Annotated in this window: 21 protein-coding genes; 5 read left to right on the top strand and 16 right to left on the bottom strand. The window is 47.0% G+C overall.

Annotation, left to right across the window (positions count from 1 at the left end; all coding sequences use genetic code 11):
* Positions 1 to 54: 54 nt before the first annotated feature.
* Entirely contained in the window at positions 55 to 513 is a 459-nt protein-coding gene (gene smpB, locus HWI92_RS20560; RefSeq protein WP_204658778.1) for an SsrA-binding protein SmpB, read from the bottom strand.
* 63 nt (positions 514 to 576) lie between these two features.
* On the opposite strand from smpB, the gene HWI92_RS20555 reads away from it, so the two are divergent.
* On the top strand, positions 577 to 1,035 hold the full coding sequence (locus tag HWI92_RS20555; protein WP_204658776.1) for a nuclear transport factor 2 family protein: 459 nt from the start codon (positions 577 to 579) through the stop codon (positions 1,033 to 1,035).
* A 1-nt stretch (position 1,036) separates the two neighbouring features.
* Here the strand turns inward: HWI92_RS20555 and HWI92_RS20550 are convergent, their stop codons facing one another.
* The gene (locus HWI92_RS20550; RefSeq protein WP_204658774.1) at positions 1,037 to 2,014 is read right to left on the bottom strand and encodes a radical SAM protein; all 978 of its coding nucleotides are present in this window, start codon (positions 2,012 to 2,014) and stop codon (positions 1,037 to 1,039) included.
* A 1-nt stretch (position 2,015) separates the two neighbouring features.
* Positions 2,016 to 2,858 carry an acetyl-CoA carboxylase, carboxyltransferase subunit beta gene (gene accD / locus HWI92_RS20545; protein ID WP_204658772.1) on the bottom strand — a complete coding sequence of 281 codons (843 nt, stop codon included), beginning with the start codon at positions 2,856 to 2,858 and terminating at the stop codon, positions 2,016 to 2,018.
* A 243-nt stretch (positions 2,859 to 3,101) separates the two neighbouring features.
* Here accD and HWI92_RS20540 point away from each other — a divergent pair, with 243 nt between their 5' ends.
* Entirely contained in the window at positions 3,102 to 3,644 is a 543-nt protein-coding gene (locus tag HWI92_RS20540) for an NADPH-dependent FMN reductase (protein ID WP_204658770.1), read from the top strand.
* 31 nt (positions 3,645 to 3,675) lie between these two features.
* Here HWI92_RS20540 and ftsZ read toward each other — a convergent pair whose 3' ends face one another.
* The 13 genes from ftsZ to rplM form a co-directional block, all read right to left on the bottom strand.
* A complete protein-coding gene (gene ftsZ / locus HWI92_RS20535) occupies positions 3,676 to 5,106 on the bottom strand; it encodes a cell division protein FtsZ (protein WP_204658768.1) in 1,431 nt (476 codons plus the stop codon).
* A gap of 31 nt (positions 5,107 to 5,137) precedes the next feature.
* Positions 5,138 to 6,493: a cell division protein FtsA gene (gene ftsA, locus HWI92_RS20530; RefSeq protein WP_204658766.1), complete on the bottom strand. Its 1,356-nt coding sequence runs from the start codon at positions 6,491 to 6,493 to the stop codon at positions 5,138 to 5,140.
* A 16-nt stretch (positions 6,494 to 6,509) separates the two neighbouring features.
* Positions 6,510 to 7,286, bottom strand: coding sequence for a cell division protein FtsQ/DivIB (locus HWI92_RS20525; protein WP_204658764.1), 777 nt, complete (start codon positions 7,284 to 7,286; stop codon positions 6,510 to 6,512).
* 25 nt (positions 7,287 to 7,311) lie between these two features.
* On the bottom strand, positions 7,312 to 8,715 hold the full coding sequence (gene murC / locus HWI92_RS20520) for a UDP-N-acetylmuramate--L-alanine ligase (RefSeq protein ID WP_204658762.1): 1,404 nt from the start codon (positions 8,713 to 8,715) through the stop codon (positions 7,312 to 7,314).
* Positions 8,716 to 8,728: 13 nt separating this feature from the next.
* On the bottom strand, positions 8,729 to 9,826 hold the full coding sequence (gene murG, locus HWI92_RS20515) for an undecaprenyldiphospho-muramoylpentapeptide beta-N-acetylglucosaminyltransferase (RefSeq protein WP_204658760.1): 1,098 nt from the start codon (positions 9,824 to 9,826) through the stop codon (positions 8,729 to 8,731).
* A 3-nt stretch (positions 9,827 to 9,829) separates the two neighbouring features.
* Positions 9,830 to 10,984, bottom strand: coding sequence for an FtsW/RodA/SpoVE family cell cycle protein (locus tag HWI92_RS20510; RefSeq protein ID WP_204658755.1), 1,155 nt, complete (start codon positions 10,982 to 10,984; stop codon positions 9,830 to 9,832).
* 19 nt (positions 10,985 to 11,003) lie between these two features.
* Positions 11,004 to 12,350, bottom strand: a complete 1,347-nt coding sequence (gene murD, locus HWI92_RS20505) for a UDP-N-acetylmuramoyl-L-alanine--D-glutamate ligase (RefSeq protein WP_229248393.1) — start codon at positions 12,348 to 12,350, stop codon at positions 11,004 to 11,006.
* Between the two features lie 263 nt (positions 12,351 to 12,613).
* Positions 12,614 to 13,543 (bottom strand): DUF3078 domain-containing protein, encoded by a 930-nt coding sequence (locus tag HWI92_RS20500; RefSeq protein ID WP_204658753.1) that lies wholly within the window; start codon positions 13,541 to 13,543, stop codon positions 12,614 to 12,616.
* Positions 13,544 to 13,678: 135 nt separating this feature from the next.
* Entirely contained in the window at positions 13,679 to 14,260 is a 582-nt protein-coding gene (locus tag HWI92_RS20495; RefSeq protein WP_204658751.1) for an RNA polymerase sigma factor, read from the bottom strand.
* A gap of 116 nt (positions 14,261 to 14,376) precedes the next feature.
* Positions 14,377 to 15,213 (bottom strand): translation elongation factor Ts, encoded by an 837-nt coding sequence (gene tsf, locus HWI92_RS20490; RefSeq protein ID WP_204658749.1) that lies wholly within the window; start codon positions 15,211 to 15,213, stop codon positions 14,377 to 14,379.
* Between the two features lie 179 nt (positions 15,214 to 15,392).
* Positions 15,393 to 16,214: a 30S ribosomal protein S2 gene (gene rpsB / locus HWI92_RS20485; RefSeq protein WP_204658747.1), complete on the bottom strand. Its 822-nt coding sequence runs from the start codon at positions 16,212 to 16,214 to the stop codon at positions 15,393 to 15,395.
* Between the two features lie 199 nt (positions 16,215 to 16,413).
* The gene (rpsI, locus tag HWI92_RS20480; RefSeq protein WP_204658745.1) at positions 16,414 to 16,800 is read right to left on the bottom strand and encodes a 30S ribosomal protein S9; all 387 of its coding nucleotides are present in this window, start codon (positions 16,798 to 16,800) and stop codon (positions 16,414 to 16,416) included.
* Positions 16,801 to 16,803: 3 nt separating this feature from the next.
* The gene (rplM, locus tag HWI92_RS20475) at positions 16,804 to 17,247 is read right to left on the bottom strand and encodes a 50S ribosomal protein L13 (protein WP_204658743.1); all 444 of its coding nucleotides are present in this window, start codon (positions 17,245 to 17,247) and stop codon (positions 16,804 to 16,806) included.
* Between the two features lie 213 nt (positions 17,248 to 17,460).
* Here rplM and HWI92_RS20470 point away from each other — a divergent pair, with 213 nt between their 5' ends.
* The 3 genes from HWI92_RS20470 to HWI92_RS20460 all read left to right on the top strand — a co-directional run bounded on the left by HWI92_RS20470 (position 17,461) and on the right by HWI92_RS20460 (position 19,989).
* Complete coding sequence (locus HWI92_RS20470; RefSeq protein ID WP_204658741.1) at positions 17,461 to 18,264, top strand: Rossmann-like and DUF2520 domain-containing protein; 804 nt, start codon at positions 17,461 to 17,463, stop codon at positions 18,262 to 18,264.
* Positions 18,265 to 18,327: 63 nt separating this feature from the next.
* Entirely contained in the window at positions 18,328 to 18,849 is a 522-nt protein-coding gene (locus tag HWI92_RS20465) for a KdsC family phosphatase (RefSeq protein ID WP_204658739.1), read from the top strand.
* A gap of 24 nt (positions 18,850 to 18,873) precedes the next feature.
* Entirely contained in the window at positions 18,874 to 19,989 is a 1,116-nt protein-coding gene (locus HWI92_RS20460; protein WP_204658737.1) for an acyltransferase family protein, read from the top strand.
* Position 19,990 lies beyond the last annotated feature (1 nt).

The following is a 19,990-nucleotide window of genomic DNA, read 5'->3' as shown; positions in this document are numbered from 1 at the left end:
GAACATGCAGCTGATCTCACAAAGTGTAAAGTGCATCTGCAGGCAGAGAAATGATCAGTAATTTACCCGGTCCGTTTCTCTTTTTACATCCCGTTCTTTGATCGTTTCCCGCTTGTCGTACAATTTTTTCCCTTTCGCCAATGCAATGTGCAACTTGGCAAAACCACGGTCGCTGGTGAACATGCGAACCGGGATGATCGTCAATCCCTGGTCTTTCAGCTTCTCCTGCAGTTTTCTCCGCTCGCGTTTGGTGATCAGCAGCTTTCTGTCACGCATTGGGTCGTGGTTGTAGTGCGTACCTTCGGTATATGGGGAAATGTGCAGGCTGCGAACATATAGCTCATCATCCATGAAAAGGCAATATGCATCCTGAAAGTTAACTTTACCCTGCCTGATAGATTTGATCTCCGTGCCGGTCAGCACAATGCCTGTGGTAAATTCTTCCAGAAAAAAGTACTCGAAGGAAGCCCTGCGGTTACGGATATCTACTTTTTTGACTATTTTTTCAGACATAGCTAAACTCGATTTAAAAGAGGGTAAAATTAAGTTTTTGTTAAAACTATACCAATCCGGACAATGAACTACCTTTTTACAATCCTGACAATCCTTTTTCTGGTATCTTCTCCTGATCTCCACGCCCAAAATGCGGAGACTGACATACGACATGTCGTAGACAAACTCTTTGACGGCATGCGCAGGGGCGATTCATCCATGGTAAGCAATGTATTTGCAGCAGGCGCTACCCTGCAAAGCATTTCTGCAGATAAACCAGGACAGGCAGCCCTGCATGCCGAGTCGGTAGACGCATTTATAAAAGCGGTGGGAACGCCGCATGCAAAGCAATGGGATGAGCGCATTTACAACGTAAAGCTACTTACAGACGGACCTATGGCTGTGGTGTGGGCACCTTACAAATTCTATCTTGGAGGAACATTCTCACATTGCGGTGTTAATGTATTTACACTTTTACAAAACGGAAACCAATGGAAGATAACCGGCATTACGGACACCCGGCGCAAAGACAATTGCCAATGATCTAGAATCGCACCATTTGTTTCCAGGTGCCTTTCATCCGGTTGTATTTGATTGTGCTCGGCAGTGCTTTCCACCAGTATTTGTTTACCTCTACTGCAAATGAGGGCTGCATATAGCAATTGATCGCACAACCTTCACATGCCGGCAGCTTTCCTTCGAGCGCCACCAGCTTTTGTACTTCGTCGGAGTGGTACAGGTTAAAGAGGTCGCCATCAATCGCAAAATCCTTCATGCCCAGATGATAACAAGGCAGGATCAACTTGTTTTCTGGAGAAATTACAATGGTTGTGCTGGCAGCTTTACATACCGGATTATCAACATGATTGCCGCCGTCAATCCGGAGCTGAATGAATGCTTCGTTGAGGTAAATGTTTTTTTGGCGGGCCCACCATGCCAGCTTGTCCAGTGACTCTTTGGAGAGAGCGGATCCCACCTGATTGTATTCAAAAACAGGATTAAGAATCAGCACAAGATTATTAGGCAGACATACATCCCGCCAGAGCTGCTCGATTTGTTCTATATTATTTTCAAAAACAGTGAAAATGATGTCAGGACGCTCACCCAATGCACGGGCCACCTCAATCGACTCCATGACTTTATCGAAGCATTTTACCCCGCGCGACTGATCATGCTCATCGCGGTCAGGAGAGTCGAGCGAAAAATGCAGCATATCTATCAACCCGCTGAGCTTTTCCGCATTCTTCGGGTATAGCAGACCATTGCTGGTTACCGTAGTGATCATTCCCTGGGCTTTGGCTTCTTGCAGCAATGCAGGGAGCTCCCGGTGCAGCAGCGGCTCGCCACCGGTAAAGTCAATGACTTTTACCCCGAGCTTTTTCAGGTCCCGGAGGTTCTGTTTCAGATTTTCTACCGTAATGTAGGGCGAAGGTTTTTCCCAAATGTCGCAGAAGCTGCATGAAGCATTACAACGGTACGTAACGTAGTAATTGCAAAGTACCGGGTGGGAAACCAGACGCATATTATCGGAGCATGTTGAGCAGACTTGTAAGTTTATCCTTCAAATCTTTCCGGTCAACGATGAAGTCGAGGAAACCATGTTCCAGAACGAACTCCGCACTTTGAAATCCTTTGGGAAGATCTTTCCCGATGGTTTCACGAATAACCCTTGGTCCGGCAAAACCGATGAGTGCTTCGGGTTCAGAAATGTTAAAATCGCCGAGCATTGCATAGGATGCTGTTACACCACCTGTGGTAGGATCCGTCAGCAATGAAATATAGGGTACACCGGCATCAGAGAGCTGTGCCAGCCTGGCCGAGGTTTTTGCCATTTGCATGAGTGAAAAACCCGCCTCCATCATCCGGGCACCGCCGGACTTGGAAATCATCAGGAAAGGGATTTTTCTTTCAATCGCATAAGAGATTGCCCGTGCGATTTTTTCACCCACAACCGAGCCCATTGAGCCGCCTATAAAGTTGAAATCCATACAGGCTATTACAATATCGAGCTCGTTCATCTTGCCATGTCCTGTCCGTACGGCATCTTTGAGCCCGGTCTTGGCCATCGTGGACTTGATCCTGTCAGGATATGCTTTTGTATCAACAAAGTGCAGCGGATCGCCTGAGGTAAGATTAGGGTCCAGCTCTATAAATTCGTTATCGTCAAAGAGCAAGCTAAAGTACACATCGGAGCCTACTTTTTCATGGTAGTTACAATGCGGACATGTATATGCATTTTGCTTATGTTCTCTGGTGGGAGTGATTTTCTTGCAATTAGAACACTGGTACCATAGTCCGTCCGGCGCCTCGCGCTTCATCTCGGTGGGCGTGTTGATACCTTTCTCTTTCCTTATAAACCAGGACATAAAGTTTAGTGAGGTTAATGCGTCAAAGGCTTTAAACAGCGGCCTTTTATTCCAGTTTCATGATGAACTAAGTTTCAAATATAGTAATAATTGCATTCGTAATAAGAAATACAATCCTGCCTTCAAAAAAGTACCGGAACATGGCAGACAAGTCACCGGGGGAACAATTTCTCTTTTATTTTGTTGTTTGACCAATGCATTCAGAACCCGGATCCACTACCGCAGTTCTCCGAATTATCTCACATGAATCTATCTACTGCCCCTATCGTGATCATCGCAGGCACAAATCGTCCCGGTTCGATGTCGCGGAAAATAGCCGATTATTATCAAGGAATCCTCCACCAGCTCAATGCACCAAGCATCATACTCGACCTGGTTGATCTGCCACATGACTTTACGGTTTCGGCTATGTACGAAAACTCCGGCAAGAATGAGGCTTTCAATGCTTTGAAGTCGCTGCTGGAACAGACAGACAAGTTTGTTTTTATCGTACCGGAATATAATGGGTCTTACCCGGGAGTTTTGAAGGCTTTTATTGACGGGCTGCCTTATCCGAACAGTTTTACAAACAAAAAGGCCGCACTGGTGGGTATTTCATCAAACATGCAGGGCGCCGCCATCGCGCTCAGCCACCTCAATGATGTGTTCAGCTACCTGGGAATGAATACGCTGGCAATGAGGATCAAGCTTTCGCAAATCCGCTCGCATTATAGTGAGCATACGATTACAAATCCATTGTACCGCGAGCTGCTCGAAATCCAGGCTGGTCAGATTATTCATTTTTAATGCAAAAAGGGAGCTCTTGCTCCCTTTTCTGCTATTTAAGCCAATGCTGTTCCATTTCTCCGGCTGGTATCGCAGGCCTTTTCCAAAGCTCTACCTGACTTCTCCTGAATGCTGGTCCTTCCAGATCAGGAAACTTCACAAGTCCGTCCTTAAATGATTTAACCATCATTTCAATGCGATGAAGCTCCTCGTCCCAGGAGTCCTCCTGCGGTTGCAGCTCGGTTACTGAAATATTTACCGAATGTGGCACAGGGGTTACAGCTTCATCTTCAAGAAGTAGCTCCACCATGCCGGTATGAGTAACTTCTTCCATTTCCGATGCCAGTACCAGTTCCTCCTCTTTCACAGGCACAGGTATCACGACTTCTTCTCTTACGGGCACATGCTTCACTTCCTCTTTAAATGAGTTTTTAAGAGAAATACCGGGAATAGGTGATTCTATGCTGTCAAAACCTGCCGCTACAATAGTAACGCGGAGTTTTTCACCCAATGAATCATCGGTAATGGTACCTAGCTTAAACATCCGGGCTTCTCCCCCAACCTGCGAAAGCACATATTGCCAGATTTCTTTCTGCTCTTTCATCGTAGCCTCTTTCTTCTTGCTCGTAGCAAGCGTGACAAGAATACGTTTGGCACCGCGGATATCCCGGTCATTCAGCAAAGGTGAGTCAAGCGCTTCTTTAATGGCTACCTGGGCGCGGTCTGTACCCGTCGCCTCGGAAGTACCCATCACAGACTGACCTGCGCTTTTCAGTACTTTTTCAACATCCTTGAAGTCAGTGTTGATATTACCATTGGTAGTGATAATTTCGGAAATACTCTTGACTGCATTGAGCAGAATGCCATCGGCTTCGGCAAATGCCTGGGTCAACGTCATATCTTCATACAATTCTTCCAGTTTGTCATTCAAAACCACAAGAACTGTATCGCTGTATTCTTTTAATTGCTCAATACCTTCCAGCGCCTGCTCCTTTTTATCAAGACCTTCCCAGGTGTAAGGTGCTGTAACCACGGCTACGGTAAGCTTACCCATTTCTTTGGCAAGCTGCGCAATAACCGGGGCTGCACCAGTACCTGTACCACCGCCCATACCGGCTGTGATAAATACCATCTGGGTTGTTCCTCCCAGCAAACCTTTGATTTCTTCGATTGTTTCAAGTGCTGCTTCCTTGCCTTTGGTGGCATCGGTACCCGCTCCTAACCCTTGCGTAAGCATAGCACCCAGCTGGATCCTCACTGGTACAGGACTATTGGCCAGCGCCTGTCTGTCTGTGTTACAAACTGCAAATTCTACATCCTTGATCTTTTTTTCATACATGTAGTTTACAGCATTGCTGCCTCCCCCGCCTACTCCGATTACCTTGATAATGGCGGGCTCTGTCCTGCCCCCATTGGGTTGCTCCTTGGTAATTTCTTTCACAATGTAGTCCTGATCTAAAGCGTGGAACAAACTTGAATCCATATTTTTTAATGTTGATAGTGCACGTTGATTTTCAGTAATCCCCTAAGCTATCATCTTTCTTACCAATCATACTGCTGATGTTGTCCCAGAAAGTACCATTCTTTTTCACAGGTTCCTTTACCTCTTTCACAGGATCTTTTTGCTGGACGAGATTGCCGGTGTTAAATGCGGTCACAGGTCTGCATACCGACCTGATCCGGGGATCGATCGATTTCAGCCCGGCCAGCGCGAGCCCGATGGCCGTGCTGAAGGAAGCATTGCTCACTGCGTCCGCTTTGGCTGTACGTTCCAGGTTTTCAGGATATCCCACCCGCACCGACATGCCCGTGATCCTGGCAAAAAGATTTTCAATATTTTCAATATTGGCAGATCCGCCTGTGAGCACAAGACCACCGATCAGCTTGTCGATGTATCCTGATTTTACGATTTCCGCATAAACCATTGCAGCAATCTCTTTCAGGCGTTCTTCAATAATCAGTGCTACGTTTTTCTTTAAAACATGCTTTGGCGGCCTTCCCGCAAGGAAGTTCACCAGAATCTCTATGTTCAAGGGAATTTCGGCCGATATGGCTGCGCCATATTCCTTTTTCAGATGCTCCGCATTTTCGGCCTGTATGCCGCAGCCGATAGCAAGGTCATTGGTAATGTGCCTGCCACCGATCGGAAAAGACGTGATATAGCGGATAATGCGATCGTGATAAATGACCAGATCCGTCGTATGATCACCAATGTCGACCATAGCGATCCCAGCCTTCATTTCATTGTCATTGAGCACTGCCAGGCTCGTTGCAAGCGGCCCGTACACCATTTTGTCGCATTTCAGTGCCTGGTCAGCATCTGCCAGACTTTTCCTTGTGCGCTGAATGGACTGCGTGTTACCGGATACCACCAGAAAGTTACCTCCCAGTTTAATGCCGGTTCTGCCTACAGGCTCCCGCACACCCATGGAATTGTCAACCGTAAACTCCATCGGCAGCACATGAAGTACGTCGTAGTTGGGCTCGATCCTGGCACGGTACATATCGTCCACAAGCTGGTCAACATCGCGCTGGGTAACTTCTTCGCCCGAGGATGCAGACGGACGGATTACTCCGTCACTTTGCGGGCTGATCTTGACATGTGAGCCTCCGAAGCTTACATTTACAACCCCGATATCAAGGTCGGACCGGGATGCAGTTTCGGCAAGTGCCTCGCGTATAGCAGTACCTACTTGTTTTATATTTTCAACAGATCCATTCACTACAGCTCCCGCGGGTACGGGAACTTCACTGAAACCTAGAATTTCTATATTGCTCTGACGAGAACCGGAAGGGGCACCCTGGGCAGCAATGACGGCGATTTTGGTACTACCAATGTCAACCCCGACTACAATCTTTTCGTGTGCCATACCTCTATGGTGAATACTATTCACAAACTATTTGATCCTGAAACTTAACATTTATTCTTTTGTACCTGCCCCAATCCCGACTCAGAACCTTATTGTAAAAAGTCCGCAGCTTCCAGAATTTGGCCTGGTATGCATCGGCCTTTCCGAACTCTATCACCTGATCTCCCAAAACCGTCATCAGGCTGATTTCACCATCCCTGTCCACGATCAGCTCAGACACTTGTGCCCGCCAGAATGGATCCTCGTTCAGGTACTTGAGCAGCTCCATCAGAGAAGCTCCTTCCCCGGATTTCAGATTTTCAGGATTGTTAAAATAGGGCCCTGAAACAAGGAGCGTGCGGGCTGAATAGCTGTCCGATAATGGAAAAAAAACGCCCTCGTCACTGATATAGTATCCCGACGTGTTGCGTACTTCCCCGTTTACCGAACTGTTAATCCATCGCGCAAGCGGCTTTTCCTGCTCTACCTCAATCACAACGTCACCCCTAAGATCGCGAAATATCTGACACTTTTTTATCAACTTACTTCGACGAACTCTTCGTTCCAGTTCGTGAAGCTCCACATCATTCAGCCGGCTGCCCATCAGCGGGTCGCCGCCGTTTTCAGTGACCAGCATACGTACATCCATCTGATTCAAAAACCGGGTACCTGAGTCGCCCTGAATCGAAATTACCAGATTGTTACACCGCTGGCTGCCAAGCTTATTTTCGGCCATTCCTATCCCTGCAATTGGCAAAATCAGCCACAAACTGCGTTTCAACAAAAGCCATGGATAGTCAAATTTACGTAACATCTCAGTAATATTAAAAACGCTATTGCTAATTATTCGTAAATGAACTGGCAAGCAAGTCTTTAATCGGAGTAACCAAAGTATCAATGTCTCCGGCACCTATTGTCACGACAATATCAGTCTCCTGACTGCGCAAAATATCCAGGATCTCATCTCTGGCTACAAGCCTTTTATCATCAATCAAAACCTTATCAAGCAGCATTTCGGAAGTGATTCCTTCAATGGGCAGTTCACGGGCCGGATAGATATCCATCAGAAGAAGCCTGTCTGCCAGTGAGAGACTTTGACCAAAACCATCTGCAAAGTCACGCGTTCTTGTAAAAAGATGAGGCTGGAAAATGGCTGTAATGTGCCGCCCCGGATACAAACCCTTGACAGAAGTAAGGAATGCTTCAATTTCGGATGGGTGATGGGCATAGTCATCAATATAAACGTGTGCCTCATCCTCGACCTGGTACTCAAAACGCCTTTTCACGCCCTTATAGCTTTCCAGCGCATTCCTGACCTGTTTACCTGCAACACCCAGGTACAGCGCCACCGCACTGGCTGCTATCGCATTTTCAATATTGTGGTACCCGGGTATACTCATCCGGATGCCCTCAATTGTACCATCCGGATATATCAGGTCAAATACAAATCTGGACTGGTCAATACGGATGCCGGCAGCACGGTAGTCACCTTCGTTCAGGCCATACGTCTGCACCTTTGCCTTGGCCGCATTGGCTATTTCAAGCCCTGCTCTCATAAACAGGATCCCGTCCTCGTCAATCTGACCCACATACTCGCGAAATGATTCCAGCACGGCACTATGTTCTCCATAGATATCGAGATGATCTGCGTCCGTAGAGGTCACAATGCCTATTTCCGGAAATAAAGTCAGAAAAGAACGGTCAAATTCGTCGGCTTCCACCACGCAGAAAACGGACTCAAGCTCATCCGTAGGCTCGTTCAGCAGGAGATTGGTCCCATAATTTTGTGTAATACCGCCCAGAAATGCGGTACTGTTAACCCCGGCATGCCGGAGGATATGTGCTACAAGGGACGAAGTAGTCGTTTTTCCATGTGTTCCTGCCACACCTATCGTTCTCAGATTCCGCGTCAGTAAACCGAGTACCTGCGACCTTTTCAGGATCATAAAATTATTGTCCCTGAAAAAATTCATCTGAACATGCTTCACCGGTACGGCCGGCGTATAAATCACGAGGGTTTCATCCGGATTTTCACGAAATGCCTGCGGTATGGTTTCAATTGCATCATTCAAGGTGACTTCTATGCCCTCCTGCTCCAATGCACCTACCAGTGGTGTCATCGTTTTGTCGTAACCCGCAAGATGAAATCCATTGGCATTGAACCACCGCGCAAGTGCACTCATGCCGATGCCACCGATGCCGACAAAGTATATGTTTTTCCAATTTGTGAGGGACGACGACATACTGCTCTTTTTATTAGTTAATCAACTTCAATACTTCCAAAGCAATATCCCGTGCTGCGGAAGGTTTCGCCAGTTTGCTGATATTTTCCTTTAATCGCTGCTGCCTGGCCGGGTCCTGCAAAAGCCCGATTGCCTTGCTTACCAACGTTTTCCGGGCTTGCCCGTCTTCAATCAAAATTGCCGCCTTCTCCTGCACCAGGGCCTCCGCATTCTTAGTCTGGTGATCTTCTGAGGCATAAGGATAAGGAACAAGGATTGCCGGCTTCGCTGCCAGGCATAATTCAGACACCGACAGCGCGCCTGCACGCGATACGACTACGTCAGCAATCGCGTATGCCAGGTCCATCTGGTATATAAAGTCAAAAACACGTACCTGATCATTCCCGGAGAATGCTGCCGTGATCCCGGCCTTCTCAGCGAAGTCCTTACCGGTTTGCCAGATCACCTGGTAACCCGAACTTACAAGCTCTCCAATGCCTGCATTAATGCTTTCATTGATAGAGCGCGCCCCCAGGCTGCCACCCATTACAAACAGCGTTTGCCGGTTAGGATCGAGCTTAAAGTATTCGAGTGCCTGGGCTTTTTTGGTGGAAATATCAATAATATCATTGCGCACCGGGTTACCCAGTACGGCAAGCTTTTGCTCAGGAAAAAAGGCCTGCATTCCCGGGTATGCAACACAAATCTTCCTGGCTTTTCTGGCCAGGAGCTTGTTGGTAATGCCCGCATAGGAATTCTGCTCCTGGATAAGAGTAGGAATGCCTGCCAGAGAGGCCATCATCAGCAAAGGACCGCTTGCAAAGCCACCAACTCCCACGGCAGCGTCAGGCCGGAAGTCGCGGATAATTTGTCTTGCTTTGGAAAGACTTTTAAACAACTTGACTGGAAAAGCCAGGTTGGAAGGAGATAAAGATCTTTTTATTCCCACGATAGGCAAGCCCACGATCTCATATCCTGCACGGGGGACTTTCTCCATTTCCATTTTCCCCAAAGCTCCTACAAACAAAACCTCGAGGTCGGGTTCCAGCTGCTGTAAGGCAGTGGCAATCGCAATAGCAGGATAAATATGACCACCGGTGCCTCCACCGCTGATAATGACGCGTTTCGGCATTGACTAAATTCTTTTTTCTTCAACAATCTCTCCCCGGCTCACACTCAGGATCATCCCCATGGATATACCTGTAAAAATCAGGGACGTTCCTCCCTGACTGAAAAACGGAAGTGTTTGCCCGGTTACCGGTACCAGCCCTACCGTAACAGCCATAGCCGAAAATGCCTGACTCACGATGACAAACGTCAATCCGGCAGATAGCAGCCCTCCAAATGGCCTCTTCGTGGCTTCAATGGCTTTGAGACCGCGATAGAGCAGTATGAGGTACAAAACAATCAGGAAAGATCCGCCCAGCGTACCATATTCTTCCACGGCCACGGCAAAGATGAAATCTTTCTGTGGTTCAGGCAGAAAGCGGCGCTGGCGGCTTTTTGCCACTCCTTCTCCATATAATCCGCCCCTGGCCATCGCCATATAGGATTGCTGTGACTGGTACACTACCACATCATTGTCAAGGAAAGTGGCAATCCTGCTCTGAGCTGTGCCGGAACGCTGTGTTTTTTTAAGTAAAATAGCGCACGCGGCAAAGAAGACCAGTCCAAGCATAGTAAACAGCAGGTACTGGACAGGTACTTTTCCTACAAACATCAGCATAAAGCATATTCCTGCCAGCATAACCGCGGTAGATACATTGCTGCTGAAAATCAGGCCACAAACGAGCGCTACCAGAGCCAGGGGTTCAAGAAGCAGTTCGCGGGTATTCCAGCCACCTTTGATATGGCGTGCAAGGATCAAGGATAAGTGGGCAATCAGGGCGACTTTGGCCCATTCCGAAGGTTGAAACCGCTGACCAATCACCGGGATCTCGATCCAGCGTGCGGCTTCATTGACCGAGGTACCAAAAAAAAGTGTAAAGAGCAGCAGCAGGATTGAGCTCCAAAGTGCCAGCCGGGTAACATATACAAACTTGATGTAGGGTATCTTATGCACGAAGTACATGACCACCAGTGAAATAATGCATAACAGCACATGTTTATACAGGAAGTACTCCGTATTACCGCCCATCTGGCTGTAAGCATCTTTGACACTCGCGCTGTACACCACTACCACACTCCAGAAAAGCATGACAATGCAGGTACCCCAGATCCAGGGGTCACCTTTGAGGTTTTTGATAAACCATACCTGCGTATCTTCCCTGAGCTTTTGTAAAAAATTCATTCTGTATCCTCAACTAGCCTTATTCCCCGATCATACTCCGGACAGCAGCCTTAAACTGATCACCCCGGTCTTCATAATTCTTAAAAAGATCAAAACTGGCACAGGCGGGCGAAAGCAGCACGATATCACCGGGATTGCTCCATTCTCTGGCCTTGCGTACCGCATCCTGTATGTCCTGTGTAGGATAAATTTCAGAAACTATTCCTGAAAAGTAATCCCGCAGCTTGTCAATTTTTTTACCCAGAATGATAAGCCCTTTCACTTTATCCTGCACCATATCCCTGATCTGGTCATAGTCGTTCCCTTTATCCACTCCTCCTGCAATCAGGATCACCGGCTTGTCAAAACTTCCCAATGCATAATATACGGAATCGACGTTCGTCGCTTTCGAATCGTTAATGTATGTGACACCAGCACTTACAGCTACTTCTTCCAGCCGGTGCGGAGCATTTTTGAAGGATTTCATTCCTTCCTGTATCACATTTTCTTCAATACCTACCAGCATGGCAGCGGAGATGGCAGCCAGTGCATTGATCGCATTATGCGGACCTTTGACCGGTAGTTCTGAAAATGATTGTTCAAATTTTCTTCCCTGTATCTGACTGATCAGTGTGTTGCCGGAAAGATAAGATCCCGCCTGCACCTCATGCTCAATGGATATAGCTACCGGCTCGGGCTGGACAGCCCTTTTTTCCAGCTCTTTTTTTATGACGTCGCTTCCGTCAAAGTAAATGAGGAAATCGTCCGGAGTCTGGTTGCGTATGATGTTGAATTTGGAATCCACATAGTTCTGGAATTCGTAGCCGTAACGATCCAGGTGATCGGGCGTAATGTTCAACAGAATGGAGATATAAGGCCTGAACTTGTCAATATTGTCCAGCTGAAAGCTGCTGACTTCCAGCACGTAGTGGTCAAAATGCTGCTCAGCTACCTGCCAGGCAAAGCTGTCCCCGACATTTCCCGCCAATCCTACCTGCAACCCGGCAGTTTTCAGCAAATGGTAAGTCAGTAAAGTAGTGGTAGTTTTTCCATTGCTTCCGGTGATGGCAATCAGCCTGGCATTGGTGTACCTTGATGCAAATTCTATTTCTGATATTACCGGAGTACCTTTATCCAGCAGTGCCCGAACCAGGGGTACACTGTCGGGAATACCCGGACTTTTGATAACAAGGTCACTTTCAAGTATTCTTGCCGGTGAATGTCCGCCCTGCTCGAAAAAGATTTCCCGCTCGTCCAATATCGCTAGGTACTTATCGCTGATCGGCCCGGAGTCTGACAAGAAAACCTCAAAACCCTGCGCAGCAGCCAAAATAGCTGCTCCTACTCCGCTTTCACCTCCACCAAGAATTGTAACCTTATTTTGCACCGAATAATGGTTAAAGTTGATATGCCCGAAACAATACGAAGGTATGCGTTTTCCGTAAAAAAAGTTACCCTGCGGTAGGTCCGGCCAAATAAAAAGAGGCTGCCGGGCAGCCTCTTTCTTATAATCTTCTTTAAACCTGGTCTACGGTAGGATGATCTTTTTAAAAACAGCACCAATTACTTCTGCCCATCAGACCAGCTACATTCCCTTGGGACTAAACGTTTGAAGTTCCTGAATGCAGGTAAGCTAAAATTAATTGGAAATCAGAAGGAATAAAGAAACCCTATGCTTAGTGCCTGGGCAAACTGTATTCTGTCACTCTGGTCCTCATCATAAACCAGTATTGCACCCAGATTGACATTGACGTACTTATTGATCTTTGCAGTCAGCATGGCATCCAGCCGCTGATCGGCATTTAATGGATCGCGGAAGCTTGAATACATCAGGTACCGGAATTTCAGATTCACATTCTTTGCAATATCCTTGTCAAAATTAGCTACAAGCTGAATTAATGCCGCTTCGGTACGCACAGTCTTGCCGATAGGCACGCCATAATTCTTCTGATCGGGTGTATTTACATAAAGATCCTTGTCGGCTACGATTGTCTGGCGCAATGCACCAGGCGCGAAATCAAGAAAGAAGTACGGAACCGGACGAAACTCGATACCGACCGCCTCTGTGAGGTAAGCCGGTGAAAACAGACCCGACACCTTCCTTTTGATACTGATAGAATCACCGATTGTTTGGTAGTCGTAACCCGGGGCAAATTGCGACAGCAGGTTCAGGTTGGCAAACAGGCTCCATTTATGAGATAGCTCGCGATTGTATTTGGTATCAAAGAAAATGCGATCCAGGTTTTTGCGGCTTTGCTGGCCCTTGTTGCGTACTACCCCGTATTGCGACTGAAAATCATTTCGCCAGGCATTTTTACCTTGCTTCCTTTCACTTAATGCATTGAACATCAAGCCAACAGCTACGGAATTAACACCGCCGCCTGTCCAGTTTGAGCTGAATGATCCCTGATTAAGATTTGCTCCAAATTCCATTTTTTTCCAGACGGTATCTTTGGCAGCCTTGAATCTTGCAGCATTGATGGCATTGGTAAGGTCAACGGTGTTCTGCGCGTGTCCTGCCAGCGCGGCGGACATAAAAATAGCGCAAGCCAGAAGGACCGGCTTCAATTGTAAATTCATTCTCAATGGATTTTGTAAACTTTACAAGCATGGCCTGCCTCCTTCCGAATGAACAATCTGAGGAGACATAATGCTGTAAAAAAATGGCTTTGCGCTGTTAATTAACGCAATTTCCATCAATCCGAAAAAGGATTCTTAATTAAAATGAAGGGATTGAAAGTACTTTTTCCTGAGCTTCTCACGGCATCTCATCAGGCGCATTTTCACTGCACTTTCATTGATCTCAAAGATCTGCGCAATATCCCGGATGCTTTTGTTGTCGAGGTATTTCATGTAAAGCATGGCCCTTTCGTCGAGTTTGAGCTTGGTAAGCGCACTTCTCAGCATGTCGATACTCAGCTCTCCTTCATCCAGCATCAGGTCCTCTGACGCATCCTCAAACTCCGTCATGTCGCCATGGAGATTAATGATGTTTCTGCCCGAAATACGTACCTGATCCATGCACATGTTGTAAGTAATGGAATAAAGCCAGGTAGAGAACCGCGCACTTTGCCTGAAGGTGTCCAGCTTTTGGTGAAGCTTATAAAAAACCTCCTGGGTGAGATCCTGCGCCAGCACCGGATCCTTGATCAAAGTCAGGCATTTTTGGTGCACCTTTACAACATAGCGTTTGTAAAGCCGCTCGAAATGAGCATTGTCGCGGGAGGTAAGAAAAAGTCTGATCAGCTCTTCGTCAGACAGTGTACGACGTGTGGTGTGGGTAGAAGGTTCAATCATGCGTTTTCGGTAAGCGTGTGTAGTTTTCGTCTTACTTATTCCGTAAATATTAAAAAACAACGCCTGGTATACAAGTATATACCAGGCGTTTGTCGTTATTATTTTATTTTAAAAACTTATCCTCCGATAGCGATACGCTTAAAGGTCTTGACATTTAAACCCTTAGCTGTTTTCTCCAGCAACTGGCGGATTGTAAGTGATCCGTCTTTTACAAACTCCTGGTTCAGCAGCGTATTGTCTTTATAGAACTTCTGAAGTTTACCCTGAGCGATTTTCTCAAGCATGGCTTCCGGCTTGCCTTCTGCACGTGCCTGCTCTTTTCCAACTTCAATTTCACGCTCGATAGTAGCTGCATCAATACCATCTTTGTCAAGTGCGATCGGCTTCATGGCTGCAATCTGCATGGCAACATCTTTGCCCAGTTCACTTACATCCGCGTCGTTTGCACCTTCAAATGCTACCAGCACACCCAGTTTACCATTGGAGTGGATGTAAGGAACAACCTTGTCAGCTGTAACATTTTCATATGCAATGATTTCCAGCTTTTCGCCCAGCTTTCCAACCAGGTCAACGATGTGCTCGGACACAGGACGCCCGTCAGCCAAGGTAGCTGAAAGCAATGCTTCCTTATCGCTGATGTTATCCGAAACAGCTTTGTCAAGAATGCTTTGTGCAAGATTTTTAAAATCCTCGACATTGGATACAGGCTCTGTTTCACAAGCCAGGGCAATAAGCTTGCCGTTTGTTCCGTCTTCGCTGATTTTGATCAGTACAGTACCTTCGGAAACTGCATTGTCAGCACGTTTGGCTGCTACTTTCTGTCCTTGCTTACGGAGAATATCGACAGCTTTGTCAAAGTCACCATCAGCTTCCTGAAGTGCCTTTTTACAGTCCATCATGCCTGCGCCAGTCATCTGACGAAGTTTGTTTACATCTTGTGCAGTAATTGCCATGATTTGAATGAAATTATTTATAAATGAATTTGGAATGTTGTTGTTAAACCATGATGATCAAATGGTTAACAAATTAGTCCGCTCTGATCTAAAAAAACTGTAGCCCATAGCAAATTGGCTATGGGCTACTTTATCGTTCCAACAGGACCGGTTTTTACGCCAGTTCCCTATCGCCCTGATTACTCTTCATCACTTTCAGCTACTTCCACGCTGGCAGCCGCCTGAGGTGCAGCAGCAGCTTCTTCGCCGCCTTTGTCAACCTGGCGTTTTGCCTCTTCTTCTTCAACCAGACGCTGATCGTCTTTATCTTGTTTACGCTCCATCAGACCTTCTTCGATCGCTTTACCAACCGCCAGGGTAATCAATGAAATGGCTTTGTAAGCATCGTCATTGCTTGGGATCGGGAAATCAACCAGTTCAGGGTTGGAGTTGGTATCGCAGATTGCAAAAATAGGGATGTTCAATCTTTTTGCTTCTGCAACTGCAATGTGTTCACGTTTCACATCAACGATGAAAAGGGCTGCCGGAAGGCGAGTAAGGTCCGCTACACCACCCAGTACTCGTTCCAGTTTATCCTTTTCACGTGTAAGCATCAGGCGTTCTCTCTTCGCGATATTGCTAACCGTGGTTTCGTCTTTCAGCATCTTCTCGAGAGTCTGCATTTTTTTCAAAGACTTGCGAATCGTGCCAAAGTTTGTAAGCATACCACCCAGCCAGCGATCAGTAACGTAAGGCATCTTCAGACGTTTTGCCTCTTCGGTTACAATTTCCTGAGCTTGTTTCTTGGTAGCAACAAACATGATCTTACGTCCTGAACGAACGATCTGCTTCAATGCGGCTTCTGCATCATTAAGGCAGCTCAAAGTTTTATTCAGGTCAATGATGTGGATACCGTTCTTCTCCATAAATATATACGGAGCCATTTTCGGATCCCATTTACGGGTAAGGTGGCCAAAATGCACACCTGCATCCAATAGTTCTTTATACTCTATTTGTGCCATTGCCAAATTTTGTTTTAGAATAGTTTTTTCATTTACGCAGCACAGCACATCGGGCACGATAAGTACTGTCTGGACAAGTTTTGGTCATTTGTTGTCAGGTTTTGTCATGTATTGTCAAGTGTTGTTTAAAACTAAAAAAACAACAAATGACCACTCCTGACTACACTTGACTCTTTTGACTAAAAATGACCCCCTACTATTAACGTTTCGAGAACTGGAATCTGCGGCGGGCCTTAGCACGTCCGTATTTCTTACGCTCAACCATACGCGGGTCGCGGGTAAGGAATCCTTCTTTCTTCAATGGTCCGCGGAACTCAGCATTGTATTCAACCAGGGCACGGGAAACCGCCATACGGATTGCTTCCGCCTGACCTGAAATACCACCACCTCTTACGTTTACTTTAATGTCGTATCCATTACCTCCGCTGATCGTAGCGAAAGGCTGCTGAAGAACAATCTGGTGTACTTCAAATGGGAAATACTCTTTGTAATCGCGGCCGTTTACTTTGATATCTCCTTTGCCTGGCACCATGTAGATACGTGCCACAGCTGTTTTTCTTCTACCTATTGTGTTGATCACTTCCATGAATTACAATTGGATTTGCTTTGGTTGCTGTGCGCTGTGCGGGTGTTCTGCGGCAGCGTAAACAAACAGGTTTGTAAATAAACGACGTCCCAAACGGTTCTTTGGAAGCATGCCGCGTACGGCTTTCTCGATCACACGCTCAGGATGCTTTTCGAGCAACTCACGGGGAGTCTGAAAACGCTGACCTCCCGGGTAACCTGTGTGACGTACATAGATCTTGTCCGTCAGTTTTTTACCTGTCAACTTGATTTTATCGGCGTTGATAACGATAACGTTATCACCACAGTCAACATGCGGAGTGTAACTTGGCTTGTGTTTGCCTCTGATGATTTTCGCAATTTCACTGGCCAAACGGCCAAGAACTGCATCTTTAGCATCCACAACTATCCACTCCTTGTTCACTGTGTTTTTGTTCGCCGAGATGGTTTTGTAGCTTAACGTATCCACGATTAACAAAAAATTTGATTGATTTTCAATATTTTACACTGCAACAAGACAGTCCATTGGAAAATGGGAGTGCAAATATAGAGTTTAACAAATTGAATTACAAGTAAGTCCGGAAATTCGTACGAAAGGAAGCTACAAGGCCCTTTTTAGGTCAGGCACATTTGCGAAGCCCGTTTTATCCCGATATCTTGATCCAACCATCTATTCTGCTGCATGAAAATCTCCTTCATAGGCGCCGGAAACGTAGCCTGGCATCTGGCACAGGCCTTCGAAAATGCGGGGCACTGGATTTGCGAAGTATATAGCCGCAATCCCGATCATGCCCGGCTGCTTGCTTCCAGCCTGTATGATACCAACGTCCAGCCGGACCTCAACTTTTCAGAAAGTGAGGCCGAGCTGATCATCATCGCTGTATCCGACGACGCGATCGAGCATGTCATCGAGCAGATCGTACTTCCCGAGAATGCCATCCTGGCGCACACCTCGGGTACCCGCTCCCTGGCCGAATTTCAGAAGCTGGTTGAGGTATATAGTGACGTGTATGTGCATACCGGCGTATTTTATCCCTTACAAACATTCACAAAGGGAGTAGAGATGTACTACAGGGAAATTCCCTTCTGCATTGAATCCCGGAATGAGCTGATAGAAAGCCGGCTCATAAAGCTGGCAGAAAGCATCAGTGATTCCGTGACGCGCATGGACTCTGATGAGCGTTTTATCCTGCATGTAGGAGCCGTTTTTGCGAGCAACTTTACCAACTACCTGTTTACTGTTTCGCATAACCTCCTCGAACGCGAGCAGATCAGCTTTGAACTCCTCAAACCATTGATCCGGACTACCGTCAACAAAGTACTGCTGGCTGTCGACCCGGCTCCCGGCCAGACCGGGCCGGCACGCCGCGGTGATTGGAAAACAACATCCCGCCACCTCGAATACCTGCAGGAAACCAATCAAGACTGGATAGAAATTTACCGGGTCCTGACCGACAAAATCAGGGACTTCTACATTGCAAAATAGGCACCGCCATTTGTGCAGGGAAAAGTTCGCCTATATTTGCACGGTACACCAATATGATCCTGCATGAACCCAGAGCTGACCGAGCGCCTCGCACGAATTACTACTTTCATTTTTGACATTGACGGGGTGATGACGGACGGCAGTGTGATTGCACTGGAAACCGGTGAGCAACCCAGGACATTTAATGTGAAAGACGGCTATGGCATTAACCGCGCAGTGAAACTGGGATACCGCGTTGCTATTATTTCAGCTCAAAATCAGCTTGGTGTTCGCAAGAGGCTCGAATACCTTGGTGTGACAGACATTTTTATCGGCACCTCGCCGGACGGAAAGCTCCCTGTTTTCAAAGAATATCTGCAAAAAATGAATTTGTCGGAGGATGAGATCGTCTTCATGGGCGACGACCTGCCCGACTATGAAGTGATGCGCACCGGCGTCCTTGCAGCTTGTCCGGCCGACTCCTCCGAAGAAATCCTGGCGCTGGCAGATTATATTTCTCCAAAAAATGGCGGGCACGGCGCGGTCCGCGACCTTATTGAGCAGGTTATGAAAGTTCAGGGTAAATGGATGTCGTGGTTTGACTAAATCCTGACTGAGCAAAACGCACGCGTGGAAAAAAGACGTTACTTCCCCAATCTCAACGGAATACGCTGCATTGCTGCATTACTCGTGGTTGTACACCATCTTGAACAGGCCAAACATGCACTCGGTATTACCAACCTGTACGAGCAGCCTATTGTGCAGCATGCCGGCCGGCTGGGAGTCGGATTGTTCTTCGTTTTAAGCGGCTTCCTCATTACTTATCTGCTGCTCGACGAAAAATCCCGGTTTGGTAATGTGGATACGGGCAAGTTTTACCTGAGACGTATTTTCAGGATCTGGCCTGTTTACTTTGTAATCATTATCCTCTCCTTCTTTATTTTCCCGCATCTTGACCTGATGCATTATCCCGGCACAGCGCCGAAGCTGCACACGCATGCCGCCGAGCGACTGGGATTACTCTTTTTGGTTTTGCCCAACTATGCATTTGTCCTGTACGACCTTCCCTACTGGTGCGCCCAAACCTGGTCCATCGGTGTCGAAGAGCAATTTTATTACCTGTGGCCCTGGCTGATCAAATACCCGCGCAAAAGGCTGCTGATCTTCGTTTTCTTTCTTGCAGTGACAGCTTTGCTCCTTCTTTTGGGTTTGTATTACAGCGATGCCGGAGAAGATGCAAAATATGCGATGATCACAACATTTATCGGCCAGTTCAGGATCCAGACAATGGCACTCGGCGGAGTTTGCGCGTGGATCGTTTTCAAACAAAAGGACCGTTTTCTGAGTTTTATTTTCAGGAAAGATGTCCAATGGACTACCTACCTGATATTAGCCTTGCTGTTTTTTTCCGGCGTACACTTTACCGGCTTCCTGGAAGTATATGCCTTGTTTTTTGCATTCTTCGTGCTCAATGTCTCCTGTAACCCGGCTACGGTGATCAGCCTGGAAAACCCGGTCATGAACCACCTGGGAAAAATCTCCTATGGACTTTACATTTACCACGTAGCAGTCATTGTTCTGGTAATCAATATACTGAGCCGGGTGGCACCGCATTGGAGTACTGTACAGTACCAGGTTGTGCTGTATCTGCTTGCATTGGGGGGATCTGTCGGTGTAGCATCGCTCTCCTTTGCTTTTCTGGAAAAACCGCTGCTTGCATTCAAGGACCGCAAATTCGGAAGGTAAG

This window comes from Dyadobacter sandarakinus, assembly GCF_016894445.1.
Taxonomy (GTDB): Bacteria; Bacteroidota; Bacteroidia; order Cytophagales; family Spirosomataceae; genus Dyadobacter; species Dyadobacter sandarakinus.
Note: the sequence above shows the minus strand (reverse complement) of the source record. Positions and strands in the feature narration are given on the sequence as shown.

Bases quoted from the DNA above. Each gene is read 5' to 3' on its own strand.
- HWI92_RS20500 (WP_204658753.1), bottom strand. From the start codon at position 13,543: ATGAATTTACAATTGAAGCCGGTCCTTCTGGCTTGCGCTATTTTTATG.
- HWI92_RS20525 (WP_204658764.1), bottom strand. From the start codon at position 7,286: ATGTTACGTAAATTTGACTATCCATGGCTTTTGTTGAAACGCAGTTTG.
- HWI92_RS20510 (WP_204658755.1), bottom strand. From the start codon at position 10,984: ATGAATTTTTTACAAAAGCTCAGGGAAGATACGCAGGTATGGTTTATC.
- accD (WP_204658772.1), bottom strand. From the start codon at position 2,858: ATGTCCTGGTTTATAAGGAAAGAGAAAGGTATCAACACGCCCACCGAG.
- rpsB (WP_204658747.1), bottom strand. From the start codon at position 16,214: ATGGCACAAATAGAGTATAAAGAACTATTGGATGCAGGTGTGCATTTT.
- rpsI (WP_204658745.1), bottom strand. From the start codon at position 16,800: ATGGAAGTGATCAACACAATAGGTAGAAGAAAAACAGCTGTGGCACGT.
- smpB (WP_204658778.1), bottom strand. From the start codon at position 513: ATGTCTGAAAAAATAGTCAAAAAAGTAGATATCCGTAACCGCAGGGCT.
- murG (WP_204658760.1), bottom strand. From the start codon at position 9,826: ATGCCGAAACGCGTCATTATCAGCGGTGGAGGCACCGGTGGTCATATT.
- ftsZ (WP_204658768.1), bottom strand. From the start codon at position 5,106: ATGGATTCAAGTTTGTTCCACGCTTTAGATCAGGACTACATTGTGAAA.
- HWI92_RS20465 (WP_204658739.1), top strand. From the start codon at position 18,328: ATGAACCCAGAGCTGACCGAGCGCCTCGCACGAATTACTACTTTCATT.
- ftsA (WP_204658766.1), bottom strand. From the start codon at position 6,493: ATGGCACACGAAAAGATTGTAGTCGGGGTTGACATTGGTAGTACCAAA.
- tsf (WP_204658749.1), bottom strand. From the start codon at position 15,213: ATGGCAATTACTGCACAAGATGTAAACAAACTTCGTCAGATGACTGGC.
- HWI92_RS20495 (WP_204658751.1), bottom strand. From the start codon at position 14,260: ATGATTGAACCTTCTACCCACACCACACGTCGTACACTGTCTGACGAA.
- murC (WP_204658762.1), bottom strand. From the start codon at position 8,715: ATGTCGTCGTCCCTCACAAATTGGAAAAACATATACTTTGTCGGCATC.
- HWI92_RS20540 (WP_204658770.1), top strand. From the start codon at position 3,102: ATGAATCTATCTACTGCCCCTATCGTGATCATCGCAGGCACAAATCGT.
- HWI92_RS20470 (WP_204658741.1), top strand. From the start codon at position 17,461: ATGAAAATCTCCTTCATAGGCGCCGGAAACGTAGCCTGGCATCTGGCA.
- HWI92_RS20550 (WP_204658774.1), bottom strand. From the start codon at position 2,014: ATGCGTCTGGTTTCCCACCCGGTACTTTGCAATTACTACGTTACGTAC.
- HWI92_RS20555 (WP_204658776.1), top strand. From the start codon at position 577: ATGAACTACCTTTTTACAATCCTGACAATCCTTTTTCTGGTATCTTCT.